The sequence below is a fragment of the Paenibacillus sp. CR_12 genome (assembly GCF_041953985.1).
GTDB classification, from domain to species: Bacteria; Bacillota; Bacilli; order Paenibacillales; family Paenibacillaceae; genus Paenibacillus_AQ; species Paenibacillus_AQ lautus_A.
The window spans coordinates 23,349-35,977 of the sequence record NZ_JAVFHO010000015.1; the positions used below are offsets into that span (position 1 = coordinate 23,349).

The window sequence follows — 12,629 nt, forward strand, 5'->3', positions numbered from 1 at the left end:
GGACAGCCACCAAGAAAACGTTTTCAAAATCATGACCTGCCAATAACAGGGCGACGTCCATCCCCTGTCAGTATCCGGGCCTGGAGATGAAAGTGAACGTACTCCGGTTGTACAGCGTTCCCTCAAGCTCGACAAAATAGGCGTCGACCGCAGTGATCAGACCCACGTCGATGTGACAACCGAGTTCATAGACCTGAACAGGGATGCCATGCTTCATATGGTATTGAAAATGGCTGTGATGCGTTAATTTCTGTTCGAAAGCTTTCAATGCCGATTCACCTTCTTATGAGGGCATAACGCCAATAGGTTTTGTTCATATTGTACTCAGAAATGCGCAAAGAAGAAAGTATAAATCGTGAAAGGAATCAACCTGTGATGAAATGGATTGTCGGACTGGGCAACCCCGGTCCCAATTATGAGAAGACACGCCACAATGTTGGATTCATGGCATTGGATGCCCTCGCAGAGCGCCATGGCCTGAAGTTCAATCAGAATAAATGCAAATCGGTCATCGCCGAAGGAATGATTGGCGGCACCAAAACCGTCCTGATCAAACCGATGACGTTCATGAATCTCTCGGGCGAGGCTGTGCGTGCTTATATGGATTATTATAAGGTGAGCCTGGAAGACATGATTGTGGTTTATGATGATTTGGATACCGTCGTCGGTAAAATCCGCCTGCGGTATCAGGGCAGCGCCGGAGGACATAACGGTATCAAGTCCATCATTCAGCATATCGGGACCCAGAGCTTCAACCGGGTCCGAATGGGCATTTCGAGACCCGAGCCGGGTTATGCGATTGTCGACTACGTGCTCGGGACGTTCCCGAAGAAGGAGCGCGAACAGCTGCAGCACATGGTGGAAGAGACCTGTGACGCACTGGAATTCAGTTTGGGTCATACCTTTGAGCAGACTATGGCGAAGTTTAACAAGTCGTAGAAGAGCAACATAGATGAGGAACATAGATGAAGTATCCCGGTAAGATGACTCCGAGGCATTCGATAATGGGGACATCCGGGTCTTAAACAAGGGAAATCCGGACATACTGAAGGTAATATACGACCTTCAGGAGGCATATGATGGCGATAACCTATGTTTGCAGACATTGTCGAGCGTTCCAGGGCCGCATCGATTCCCATGATGTATCCGAAGCCCGTCTCGGATTTGATTCCTTGACCCCTGAGGAACGCAGGGATATAATAGCGTATGATTTTAACGGAGAAGTGATGGTTCGGGTAACCTGCGATCATTGCAGGGAAGCGCTCGAGGCCCATCCGGAACTCAGCCTTTTGGCAAACCCCCTGCAATGAGAGTATAATGGGGTACACGACGTTTTTTCGTAGACGACATACAGCGGCAGAGCCTGCCGCTGCTTTAGCCTTGGCAGTTTTGCTCAAGGCTTCTTTTCGGTTATAATTTTTCGGCAATCGTCTAAAATTCCATGAGAAATAGAGTCTAGGAAATTCATTTCTTTTGCATAAGAGAGGTGCCCCTTTTGTTACAAGCACTTATTGATGTATTTTCGAAGGATTCGGACTTCAAATCCATAACGTCTGGCGTTCATGCCGGCATGAGGGAGCAATTGATCTCCGGTCTTTCCGGGTCGTCCAGGCAGATCTTAATGGCTGCCCTGCACCAGGACCAGCAGCGCCCGCTGCTCGTGGTCACTCATAATATGTTTTCAGCCCAGAAAATCGCAGATGATTTACAGGAAGCGCTGTCATCGGATCAAGTGCTGTTATACCCTGCGAATGAACTGGTGGCGGCGGAGTCGGCCGTTTCAAGCCCCGAGACTCTGGCGCAGCGGATCGATGTGCTCGTCCGTTGTGCAAGAGGCTTCCGGGGTATTGTCGTTGCGCCATTTTCCGGCGTGCGCCGCCTTCTCCCCGCTCCCGAGGTGATGTCCGATGCCCGAATCGTGCTTCACGACGGCGGGACCCTCGTGTTGGACGCCTTCCTCAACCGGATGATCGAGATGGGGTACGAACGCGTGGAACGGGTAGAGCGCCGCGGCGAGATGAGCGTCCGCGGGGGGATCATCGACTTCTACCCGATGACAACGGCCATGGCGTACCGTGTCGAGCTGTTTGATGAGGATATCGACTCGATCCGAACCTTTGATCCGACGGATCAGCGCTCTATCGACAAGGTCCGGGAGGTCATGATCACACCGTGCAAGGAAATCATTGCGGATGCGGAGCGGCTCAGCCGCACGGCGGATACGGTGGTCCGCCTGCTGGAGGCGCAGCTTGAACGCATGAGCGACCGTCAGGCCAAGCTCCGCCTGCGGGATGAAATACACCGGGAAGTCGAAATGCTGCGCGAGCGGATCTACTTCCCTGAAATCTATAAATATATCTCCTTGTTGTATCCGGAGAAGACCAATTTGTACGATTACATGCCGAAGGATACGATTCTGATCATGGATGAGCCTGCCCGTCTGCTGGAAACAGCCAAGCAGTTGGAGCGGGATGAAGCGGAATGGAATTTGCATCTGATGCAAAACGGCAAATCGCTGCCGGATCTGCCGTTGTCCCTGGATACGGAGGAGCTGATTTATCAGCATCCTTACCAGAGTCTGATGATCTCCATCTTCCTGCGCCAGGTGCCGAGAATGCAGCCGCAGAATATCGTCAATGTCATTACGCGCGGCATGCAGGATTTCCATGGCCAGATGAACGTGCTCAAGGCCGAGATGGAACGCTGGAAGAAGTCAGGCGTCCAGGTCATGATGCTTGCCGGCGATGCGGAGCGGATGGACCGGATGCGGCGGGTTCTGCAGGACTACGGCATCGAAGAACCGGTTATGCTGGAAGGCCATCTCCAGAACGGCTTCGAGATGCCCTCGGTTCACGCGGCCATTATTACGGAGAGCGAGATGTTCTCCTCAAAGCAGCGAAAAACACGCAAAACCACGAAGAATATGGACAACGCCGAGCGCATCAAGAGTTATACGGAGCTCAAGGTCGGCGATTATGTAGTGCATCAAAACCACGGCATCGGGAAATATATGGGGATCGGGACGCTCGAAATCAACGGAATCCATAAGGACTACATGCATATTCTCTATGCTGGGGGCGATAAGCTGTCCGTTCCGATCGAACAGATCGATCTCATCCAGAAATATGTAGGTTCCGAGGATAAGGAGCCGAAGGTTTACAAGCTGGGCGGAAATGAATGGACGCGGGTCAAGAACAAGGTTCGTTCCTCCGTTCAGGATATCGCCGACGATCTGATCAAGCTGTATGCCGAGCGTCAGTCTGCGCCGGGGTACGGATTTGAGAAGGATACGTCCGAACAGCAGGAATTCGAGGACATGTTCCCTTATGATGAAACCCCCGATCAGCTTCGGGCCATTACCGAAATCAAAAAAGACATGGAGCAGAACCGGCCGATGGACCGGCTCTTATGCGGTGACGTCGGTTACGGGAAAACGGAAGTGGCGGTTCGCGCTGCATTCAAGGCGGCGATCGAAGGCAAGCAGGTTGCGGTGCTGGTACCGACCACGATTCTGGCCCAGCAGCATTACGAGACGTTCCGGGAGCGCTTCGCCAATTACCCGATCAATATCCAGGTGCTGAGCCGTTTCCGCAGCCGGAAGGAACAGAATGAGACGATCAAAAAAGTGAAGCAGGGCTCGGTCGATATTCTGATCGGCACACACCGACTCCTGTCCCAGGATATTGTGTTCAAGGACCTGGGGCTGCTGATCGTGGATGAGGAGCAGCGCTTTGGCGTTACGCATAAGGAAAAATTGAAAAAGCTGAAGACCAATGTCGACGTGCTGACGCTGACGGCAACGCCGATTCCGCGCACGCTGCATATGTCGATGCTCGGCGTTCGGGACTTGTCCGTGATCGAGACGCCGCCGGAGAACCGTTTTCCGGTGCAGACGTATGTCGTGGAGCATAGCCAGACTTTGGTGCGGGAAGCCATTGAACGGGAGCTGGCCCGAGGTGGTCAGGTATACTATCTCTACAATCGGGTTCAAGGGATCCAAGAGATGGCTGCCCAGATATCGATGCTGGTGCCGGAGGCCCGCGTAGGCGTAGGGCATGGCCAAATGTCGGAAACGGAGCTGGAGAAGACCATTCTCGATTTCCTGGACGGCGAATACGACGTATTGGTGAGCACAAGCATTATCGAGACGGGTGTCGACATTCCGAATGTCAACACGCTTATCGTGCACGACGCCGACAAAATGGGCCTCTCCCAGCTGTACCAGCTGCGTGGGCGCGTCGGACGTTCCAACCGGATCGCGTATGCCTATTTCACGTACCAGCGGGATAAGGTGCTGACCGAAGTAGCCGAGAAGCGGCTGCAGTCGATTAAAGAGTTTACGGAGCTGGGCTCCGGATTCAAGATTGCGATGCGGGACTTGTCGATCCGCGGAGCGGGCAACTTGCTCGGGGCGGAGCAGCATGGCTTCATCGCTTCGGTCGGGTTTGACCTGTATTCACAGATGCTGGCAGAGGAGATTCAGAAACGCAAAGTCAGCATGCTGGGCGAGCCGTCATTGCCGTCGAAGGACTGGAACACGTCCATCGATTTGGGGATTGACGCTTACCTGCCGTCCGATTACATCTATGACAGCATTCAGAAGATCGAAATTTATAAAAAAGTGGCCGTCGTTTCCTCGATCGACGAATCGGCTGAGCTTGAGGACGAGCTGCTTGACCGCTTTGGCGAGCTGCCGCTGGCGGTAAGCAACCTGCTTGCCGTATCCCGTTTGAAGGTATATGGCCGTACGTACGGGATCGATTCCATTACCCAGCGCGGGGACGACGTTCTCCTGCAGTTTTATGAAGGGCAAGATAAAGCGGTGGACACCGCAGGGCTTGCGCAAATTGGAAATCAGTTCGAAAGACGTGTACAATTTGAACAAGGGCCGGCGATGGCCATTCGAATCAAAGGCAAGGGACTATCCGATCAACAACTGTTAGAATTGCTTGAGCAATTCCTGGAGGCTGCAAAAGGGCCATTCAACCTGAAGGGAGAACTACAAAATGCCGTCAAGAAATAATAAGGCATGGAAGACGTTTATTGTATCGATCACAGCTGTACTATCCATGTCGATGATCGCTGCGTGCGGAAACGACAAGACTAAAGGTGCCGAAGAAGATAACAGCAAAGTCATTGTCAAATATAAGGGTGGAGAAATTACCGAGAAGGAATTTGACCTGGAACAGCGCATGATTCAGTTCATGTCCCCGGAATATGCCCAATTTTTGCAAATGGATGAATTTAAGGAGTATTTGGCGAAACAGGGGGTAGCGTATGAGTACCTGTACGCCAATGCTGACGATAAAGCCAAGGAAGCTGCCGAGAAGCAAACGGATGATTTGTTAAAGCAGCAAAAAGCCGGAATGGGCGAGGAACAGTTTAAATCCGCCCTGGAATCCCAAAAATTGACGGAGGACGACCTGAAGAATTATATGCTTCGCGTCATGACCGTCATGGAGCATGAGAAGAATCAGGTAACCGAAGAGGATATCAAGAAGGAATTCGATGCGAACAAGAAGGACTACACCAACATTAGCGTTCGTCATGTCCTGATTGCTTTTCAAGATGCCGAAGGCAAGGAGAGACCGGAGGGCGAGGCGCTCAAAATTGCCAAGGAAGTACAGTCCAAGCTGAATAAAGGGGAGGATTTTGCTGCTTTGGCGAAGGAATATTCCCAGGACCCGGGCTCCAAGGACAGCGGAGGCCTGTATGAGAACAAGCCGGCAGGCAGTTGGGTGCCTCAATTTAAGGAAAAGGCCTTAACGCTGGAACTGAACAAAATCAGCGATCCGGTAGAAACCGATTACGGCTACCATGTCATGAAAGTGGAGAAGCGCGAGGAAGTGACGTATGACAAGCTTCCAGCCGATCAGAAGGAAGGCATTCGTAGCGAACTGGCTTCGGCGAAGATCGACAACTTTATGCAGAATGAACTCAACAACCTAATTGAGAGCATGAACCTTCCGAAGAGCGAGAATGCGGACAAGCCTGCCGAAGGCACGGGCGACCAGAAGACGGACGGCACGACCGACAAACCGGCAGAGGGCGACCAAACACCGGATGCAGGCAAGGAAGATACGGGTAAATAAGCCCGTGGCCCGTGGACCGGCATCGGCACAAGGATATTGTGCTGCGAGTGATGCCAAATCGACGGCCAGCGTGATGATGAAATGGCGTGATCCTGTGAATCCATAACGTGCGATGCGCGCGTTATGGATTTTTTCTCCCCCCGGGCGGTGAAGTCGCTCCTGACGAGATTTATTTTTGGATTTCGCAACCAACAGAGGGTAGATGATGTATAAGGAATTGGGAATGGATGAATACTATGGTCAGACATTAACTCTTATATACCTGGGGACATCCTCTTCCCGAATGGAACAGTAGTTGAAAAATCTTCTTATGAAAGTGGGGCAACAAGTGACATGAAAGCTACTGGTATCGTCCGCCGTATTGATGACCTCGGGCGCGTGGTCATTCCAAAAGAAATTAGACGCACACTGCGGATTCGCGAAGGCGACCCGCTCGAAATCTTCGTGGACCGGGATGGCGAAGTCATTCTGAAGAAATATTCACCGATCGGTGAATTGGGCGATTTTGCGAAGGAATATGCAGAGTCCCTTTATGAGAGTACAGGCCACATCACGATCATATCGGACCGTGATACGTTTATCGCCGTTGCAGGCGGCTCCAAGAAGGAGTATTTGGACAAGCCGATCGGCAACCTTCTTGAAAACTGCATGGAAAATCGCAAGACGGTACTGGAAAGCAACAACGGTACGTATGAGATCAGCAAAGACAATCCGGAAGCGTTGTCCGCTTTTGTCGCCGCGCCTATCATTGCAGGAGGAGACCCGATTGGCAGCGTCGTGCTGCTGAACAAGGACGAATCCGTGAACATGGGCGAGATGGAAGTGAAAATGGCTGAAACTGCCGCAGGTTTCCTCGGCAAGCAAATGGAACAGTAGACGAGGACATCGTTCCTTGGATGGAGACTCCCGCTGAACGTTGATCACAGGGTCAATCGGCAGCGGGAGTTTTTGTTTGTCCGGTCGATTTTTGTGCCACTCTCCCACCCTTGGTTATAATGGAGGTACGCATGGCAGCGTCTGCATGAGGATCGGCTTGCGATGCGAAAGAAGAGACTAGGGGATTGGAAGAGGATATGAAACCAGATCAAACCGGGGCAAGGCTGCTGCAGGGAGCGTTTATCCTCAGCGCAGCCGCCATTCTGTCCAAGCTGATTGGCACGCTGCAAAAAATACCGCTGCAAAACATGGGCGGCGATGCCGTCTTTGGCATCTACAACACGGTTTATCCGTTCTATATGATGATCATTACGATCGCGGCGATCGGCTTTCCCGCGGCCGTATCCAAGTATGTGGCAGAGTATGAGGCGGAAGGGCGCACGCGGGACGGTCATCGGCTGCTGCGCTTGTCCTCCGCCGCGCTGGTGCTGTTCGGTCTGGTTCTCGGTTTCCTGATGTACGCCTGCGCTCCGTGGATCGGGAAGTGGATCGGCAGCAGCCAGGTAATACCGGCTCTCCGCGCAGGAGCTTTGGCGCTGGCCTTCGTGCCCTGGATGTCGGTTCTGCGCGGTTACTTTCAGGGGCTGCATAATATGGTGCCGACGGCCATCTCCCAGATTACGGAGCAGATGGTCCGCGTCGGGGTCATGATCGTGCTGCTGCTCTACCTGATCCGTGTCGGCGCCGATGCCGACGTGATTGCGGCGGGGGCGCTGCTTGGATCTGCTGCCGGCGGTGCCGCCGGGCTTTTGGTGATGGGGATCTACTGGCGCAAGCATAACCGGGCATCTCGGAGCGCTTCGCGGGGAACAGCAAGGCACGAATTCGGAGAGTCCGGTATGAACAAAACGGAGATGCGTGCCGATGTAACTAAAGAGGGAGCAGGTGTTCTGCTTGGCCGCCTGCTCGCTTATGGCATCCCGGTCTGCCTCAGTCTGCTGGCGGTTCCGCTGATCGGACTGGTGGACACCTTCACCGTGCCCCGGCTATTGGCGTCCGGCGGACTTGGCGAATCGCTGGCCATGGCGGAGTTTGGGGTCTATAACCGCGGCCTGCCGCTGGTCCAGCTGGTTACGATGCTGGCCGCTTCCTTGTCGGTGCTGTTCATCCCTGCGTTGGCGGAAGCCAAGTTCAAGGGAGAATCGGACCGGGTCGCAAGCCAAAGCCGCATGGCCCTTCGCTGGTTCTGGCTGATCGGCATGACGGCCTCCGTAGGCCTGGCTGTGCTCGCTGAGCCGATCAATATCATGCTGTATGAGGATGCCGCAGGTACGGGCACGATGCAGGTGATTGCCTTTACAGCGGCCGGGGGGACGCTGAGCACGATTACGGCAGCGCTGCTCCAGGGCATCGGCATGGTCAAGGGGCCGGCGATTCACCTGCTGGCTGCGGCAGGTCTGAAACTGCTGCTCAACCTGCTGCTGGTGCCGCAGTTCGGCATTACCGGCGCGGCCATCGCCGGCGTGGCAGCGCATCTGACCGCCGCCGCGCTCAACCTCGCGCTGCTCTCGCGAAGGGCCGGCGCCCGTCTTGACGCCGGCGGGATGCTCGCGAGGACGCTGCCGGTCCTCGCTGCGGTGGCGCTGGCCGCCTGGGGCGCAGGTGCCGCGTCCGGCGGCCTTCTGGGGGCGGCCGGCGTAGCTCCGGGCCGCCTGACCCACGCGGTCGCGAGCCTGAGCGGCGTCGCGGCCGGCTGCGGCGCCTTCCTCATCGGCGCCGCGCTCACGAAGCTCCTCACCGAGGAGGAGCTTCGGATGCTGCCGAAGGTCGGAAGACCGCTGGCAGCCTTCTTGCGGGCCCTGCGCGTGCTGCGCTGAACCGGGCAGACGTGCAGATGTTTGATCTTCTGTGATATAGTAGTGTACGATAACGACGTCGACAAAGGCGGACGAAGACGAAAGGAAGTAGCTTATGAGTGCATCCATTACGGTGGTCGGCTTGGGTTCTGGCAATCCGGATCGATTGACGATAGGCATCATCAAAACCATGCAGCGGGCATCGAAGGTGTATGTGCGCACATTATCCCATCCCGTCATGGCTGCGTTGAAAGAGTTCCAGGTACAGCCGGAATCGTTTGACCATGTGTATGAAGCGCATGACACCTTTCCCGAGGTGTACGAATCCATTGCGGCCGCTCTAATCAATTTGGCCAAAGCCGCGAAGGACGACGAGCGCGAGATCGTCTACGCGGTACCCGGGCATCCGATGGTAGCGGAGGCAACGGTCCGGCTATTGCGCGAGCGCTGCCCCGGAGAGAATGTGACGCTTACGGTGCTCGGCGGCGAGAGCTTTCTGGACGAGGCCTTCGTCCGCCTTGGTTTCGATCCCATTGAGGGCTTCCAGCTGCTCGATGCCGCTGAGCTTCGGGCAAGCGTCATCCAGCCGCAGCTGCATACCCTGATCGGCCAGGTGTATGACATGTTTACGGCTTCGGAAGTGAAACTGGCGCTGATGGAGCTGTATCCGGACGATTATCCGGTCATTGTCGGCCATGCGCTGGGCGTTGAGGGCGAGGAAGCGATCCAGCAAGTGCCGCTCTTCGAGCTCGATCGCATCGACGGCTACGGCAATTTGTCGCTGATCTATGTACCCCGAAGCGATGACAGTAATCTAAGGCAGCGGACGTTTGCGAGGCTTCATGAGATCGTTGGCATTCTCCGCAGTCCCGAAGGCTGTCCGTGGGACCGTGAGCAGACCCACGAATCCATCCGCAAAAATCTGATCGAAGAAACCTACGAGGTATTGGAGACGATTGACGAGGATGACCCCGAGCATATGCAGGAGGAACTCGGCGACCTGCTCCTGCAGATTATGCTGCATTCCCAGATGGAAGAAGAGCTGGGCACCTTCACGGTGTACGACGTCATTCAAGCCCTGAATGACAAGCTGATCTTCCGTCACCCGCATGTTTTTGGCGAGAGCAGCGCCAAAGACGCGGAATCCGCCCTGCAGAACTGGGAGCAGATGAAGGCGGAAGAGAAACGGCGCAAGGGGCTCTCCCCGGAGAAGGCTTCGGCGCTGGACGGCATCCCGCGGGACCTTCCCGCCTTGATGAAGGCGTACAAGCTCCAGAAGAAGGCGTCCAAGGTGGGCTTCGATTGGGATAACATCGACGGCGTATTCCAGAAGATTGAGGAAGAGCTCGGTGAACTGCGACAAGCGGTGACGGAGGGTCAATCCGACGAGGAAACGGCGCTCGAGCTCGGTGACCTGTTGTTCGCGGTTTCCAATGCGGCAAGATTCATCGGCGCGGATCCGGAAGAGGCGCTTTCGAGAACGAACCGGAAGTTTATCCGTCGCTTCAGCTACATAGAGGAGCAGCTTGCCGCCCAGGGCAAAACCCTGCAGGAAAGCACCTTGGACGAGATGGAAGCCCTGTGGCAGTCCGCCAAAACGGGATCGGCGCATCACGGCGGTATCGAAGAGTGAAAAAACGCATCTTTTCACGTAAAAAATAAAAAAATAGGGATATGCGGCAGGAATTCCGCAAGGCATCCAGAATAATCATTAATGGTGAAATCTTGCAGAGTGCAAGGCGGTATAACCGAATAACCGTAAATCTTATATTTTTCTGATAATTGGGAGGATTTAATTCATGAACAAAACAGATCTGATCAACAACATTTCCGGTAAAAGTGGATTGACTAAAAAAGACGTAGAGAACGTCCTGAACGGCTTCCTTGGCGAAATCACGGAAGCTTTGGCTAATGGCGATAAAGTTCAATTGATCGGCTTCGGTACATTCGAAACTCGCAAGCGCGCTGGACGCACAGGCCGCAACCCGCAAACAGGAAACACGATCGAAATTCCAGAATCCAACGTTCCTGCGTTCAAGGCAGGCAACAAGCTTAAAGAAGCTGTAAAATAATGCGCGTCGATAAATTCCTGAAAGTATCGAGGTTAATCAAGCGGCGTACCGTAGCGAAAGATGTATCGGATCAAGGCCGGGTGCTGATCAACGGCCGCGAGGCCAAGCCGAGCAGCACGGTTAAAGTGGGCGATGAGATCACCGTCCAGTTTGGCCAGAAGCTGGTGACCGTCCGGGTCGAGCGTCTTACCGAGACAACCCGTAAAGATGAGGCGACCAGCCTCTATACCTTGGTCAAGGAAGAACCGATCGTTAAAGATCGCGGATTGGACTGGTAAACAGCCCGAGCCGTTCCATGAAACGTCCCTCTCACCATAAGGTGGGGGGGACGTTTCTGTTTTCATCCTGGCGTGTATATATGTACGGGAGATCCGGGCTCCCGTTCGTTTATGTAGCATCCCGGCTGCTTTCCGATCTTTCATGAAGGTGTGCGCCGCTTCCGGTTCTAAAGACAGGCACCTCCCCATAAGCTATTGTTAAAAGGAGGGGTACATGCCATGATCGACCAAGGGAAGGGCAAGTTTCATGATCTGCGGATGCAGAACCGGAAGCTGCTGGACATTACGGGTGTCCAAAACGTGGAGAGCTTTGACAGCGAAGAATTCCTGCTTCAGACCGAGCTTGGGCATCTGACCATTCGGGGGCAAAATTTACATATTAAAAATCTCAGCCTGGAAGAGGGGCTTTTGTCGATTGAAGGTCAGGTGCACTCCCTGATATATTTGAATCCCGGTTCGCAGACCAAGAACAAGAGTCTGCTGGGCAAGCTTTTTAAATGAATCCCAGCGTACAATGGATCACGCTGCTCTGGATGCTCTTCTCCGGAGCAGCGATGGGAGTCGCCTTCGACAGCTACCGGGTGCTGGCAGGGCAGCTCCGTTTCCCGCAATGGTCCAAGCATGCCCTGGACTTCCTTTACTGGATTGCGGCAGCCTTCTTCATTTTTCGCATGTTATACATGACCAATGACGGGCAGCTACGCTTTTATGTGTTTGTGGGGCTATTTATAGGGGTTTGGATCTATTTTTTATTATGGAGTGTCATAACCCAGCGTTTTGTGGTAATGTTAATTCAAGTGACAAAAGGCTTGCTGTCCTTTTTGTACAAGCTGTTCCGTATGCTGTTATGGAATCCGATCAAAGGAATCCTGATGCTGGGCTTAGGGCTGTTAAGGTTTCTATGGAAGTTTCTCCTGTCGCTGTTGCGTTTAATCCTTAAATGCCTCATGCCTTTTTGGCGACTCCTGAAATGGACGCTGAGACCGATCACGTCCAGGGTCAGGCTGCCGGCATGGAGCAGGCAATTAGCGGACAAGGTTATCAAGGCGTGGAAGCGCTGGTTTTAGGAGGTATGGTCATGGGAAGATTTGCTGATCCATCGAAGCAGGCTCCCCAACAAACCAAGACAAAGAACAAAGGCGCCCGCCGGCGTAAGAGAATGTTTGTGGCGATGATGGCGCTGTTTTTGATCTGGGCAGGATCAACGCTCTGGTCCCAGAATGACCGCATCCGTAATCAGAACGAAGCGCTAGCTCAGAAGCAAGAGGATTATAAGTCCGTTGAACAGTCGCTCATCCAGATTACTCACGAAGTGGAGCGATTGAAGGACCCAGAATATATCGGGCAGATTGCCCGCAAGAAGTTCGGATTGTATCTGCCGAATGAAACGCCGATCATTCAGCCCCAAAATTCGGGCGAATCGCCGTAATTAGGCATGACAGACGTCTGTTGACC

13 protein-coding genes are annotated in these 12,629 nt (G+C 53.9%); 12 read left to right on the plus strand and 1 reads right to left on the minus strand.

All coding sequences use genetic code 11. From position 1 onward, the window contains the following. Nucleotides 1-67 precede the first annotated feature (67 nt). Nucleotides 68-268 carry a hypothetical protein gene (locus RB297_RS30580; protein ID WP_006207422.1) on the minus strand — a complete coding sequence of 67 codons (201 nt, stop codon included), beginning with the start codon at nucleotides 266-268 and terminating at the stop codon, nucleotides 68-70. 107 nt (nucleotides 269-375) lie between these two features. Here RB297_RS30580 and pth point away from each other — a divergent pair, with 107 nt between their 5' ends. The 12 genes from pth (at nucleotide 376) to RB297_RS30640 (ending at nucleotide 12,603) form a co-directional block, all read left to right on the plus strand. Then, nucleotides 376-939, plus strand: a complete 564-nt coding sequence (gene pth / locus RB297_RS30585) for an aminoacyl-tRNA hydrolase (protein ID WP_375122084.1) — start codon at nucleotides 376-378, stop codon at nucleotides 937-939. 140 nt (nucleotides 940-1,079) lie between these two features. Continuing rightward, nucleotides 1,080-1,310, plus strand: coding sequence for an anti-sigma-F factor Fin family protein (locus RB297_RS30590; RefSeq protein WP_009591947.1), 231 nt, complete (start codon nucleotides 1,080-1,082; stop codon nucleotides 1,308-1,310). Nucleotides 1,311-1,495: 185 nt separating this feature from the next. Then, entirely contained in the window at nucleotides 1,496-5,023 is a 3,528-nt protein-coding gene (gene mfd / locus RB297_RS30595; protein WP_213581012.1) for a transcription-repair coupling factor, read from the plus strand. After that, a complete protein-coding gene (locus tag RB297_RS30600; protein WP_375122070.1) occupies nucleotides 5,007-6,092 on the plus strand; it encodes a peptidylprolyl isomerase in 1,086 nt (361 codons plus the stop codon). The genes mfd and RB297_RS30600 overlap by 17 nt, the downstream gene beginning before the upstream one ends. 333 nt (nucleotides 6,093-6,425) lie before the next feature. Beyond that, a complete protein-coding gene (gene spoVT / locus RB297_RS30605) occupies nucleotides 6,426-6,968 on the plus strand; it encodes a stage V sporulation protein T (protein WP_009591908.1) in 543 nt (180 codons plus the stop codon). Between the two features lie 197 nt (nucleotides 6,969-7,165). Continuing rightward, the gene (locus RB297_RS30610; protein ID WP_375122071.1) at nucleotides 7,166-8,845 is read left to right on the plus strand and encodes a putative polysaccharide biosynthesis protein; all 1,680 of its coding nucleotides are present in this window, start codon (nucleotides 7,166-7,168) and stop codon (nucleotides 8,843-8,845) included. Nucleotides 8,846-8,939: 94 nt separating this feature from the next. Continuing rightward, nucleotides 8,940-10,457 carry a bifunctional methyltransferase/pyrophosphohydrolase YabN gene (gene yabN, locus RB297_RS30615; RefSeq protein ID WP_277747443.1) on the plus strand — a complete coding sequence of 506 codons (1,518 nt, stop codon included), beginning with the start codon at nucleotides 8,940-8,942 and terminating at the stop codon, nucleotides 10,455-10,457. A 166-nt stretch (nucleotides 10,458-10,623) separates the two neighbouring features. Next, on the plus strand, nucleotides 10,624-10,896 hold the full coding sequence (locus RB297_RS30620; protein ID WP_009591918.1) for an HU family DNA-binding protein: 273 nt from the start codon (nucleotides 10,624-10,626) through the stop codon (nucleotides 10,894-10,896). Next, complete coding sequence (locus RB297_RS30625) at nucleotides 10,896-11,174, plus strand: RNA-binding S4 domain-containing protein (RefSeq protein WP_009591909.1); 279 nt, start codon at nucleotides 10,896-10,898, stop codon at nucleotides 11,172-11,174. Before RB297_RS30620 ends, RB297_RS30625 begins: the two co-directional genes overlap by 1 nt. Before the next feature lie 219 nt (nucleotides 11,175-11,393). Further along, nucleotides 11,394-11,675 carry a sporulation protein YabP gene (gene yabP, locus RB297_RS30630; RefSeq protein WP_009591926.1) on the plus strand — a complete coding sequence of 94 codons (282 nt, stop codon included), beginning with the start codon at nucleotides 11,394-11,396 and terminating at the stop codon, nucleotides 11,673-11,675. Beyond that, nucleotides 11,672-12,241 carry a spore cortex biosynthesis protein YabQ gene (yabQ, locus tag RB297_RS30635; protein WP_192570141.1) on the plus strand — a complete coding sequence of 190 codons (570 nt, stop codon included), beginning with the start codon at nucleotides 11,672-11,674 and terminating at the stop codon, nucleotides 12,239-12,241. The genes yabP and yabQ overlap by 4 nt, the downstream gene beginning before the upstream one ends. 11 nt (nucleotides 12,242-12,252) lie before the next feature. Then, nucleotides 12,253-12,603, plus strand: a complete 351-nt coding sequence (locus tag RB297_RS30640; protein WP_009591911.1) for an FtsB family cell division protein — start codon at nucleotides 12,253-12,255, stop codon at nucleotides 12,601-12,603. The last annotated feature ends 26 nt before the right edge of the window (nucleotides 12,604-12,629 follow it).

Bases quoted from the DNA above. Each gene is read 5' to 3' on its own strand.
- pth (WP_375122084.1), top strand. From the start codon at position 376: ATGAAATGGATTGTCGGACTGGGCAACCCCGGTCCCAATTATGAGAAG.
- RB297_RS30590 (WP_009591947.1), top strand. From the start codon at position 1,080: ATGGCGATAACCTATGTTTGCAGACATTGTCGAGCGTTCCAGGGCCGC.
- RB297_RS30600 (WP_375122070.1), top strand. From the start codon at position 5,007: ATGCCGTCAAGAAATAATAAGGCATGGAAGACGTTTATTGTATCGATC.
- spoVT (WP_009591908.1), top strand. From the start codon at position 6,426: ATGAAAGCTACTGGTATCGTCCGCCGTATTGATGACCTCGGGCGCGTG.
- RB297_RS30610 (WP_375122071.1), top strand. From the start codon at position 7,166: ATGAAACCAGATCAAACCGGGGCAAGGCTGCTGCAGGGAGCGTTTATC.
- yabN (WP_277747443.1), top strand. From the start codon at position 8,940: ATGAGTGCATCCATTACGGTGGTCGGCTTGGGTTCTGGCAATCCGGAT.
- RB297_RS30620 (WP_009591918.1), top strand. From the start codon at position 10,624: ATGAACAAAACAGATCTGATCAACAACATTTCCGGTAAAAGTGGATTG.
- RB297_RS30625 (WP_009591909.1), top strand. From the start codon at position 10,896: ATGCGCGTCGATAAATTCCTGAAAGTATCGAGGTTAATCAAGCGGCGT.
- yabP (WP_009591926.1), top strand. From the start codon at position 11,394: ATGATCGACCAAGGGAAGGGCAAGTTTCATGATCTGCGGATGCAGAAC.
- yabQ (WP_192570141.1), top strand. From the start codon at position 11,672: ATGAATCCCAGCGTACAATGGATCACGCTGCTCTGGATGCTCTTCTCC.
- RB297_RS30640 (WP_009591911.1), top strand. From the start codon at position 12,253: ATGGGAAGATTTGCTGATCCATCGAAGCAGGCTCCCCAACAAACCAAG.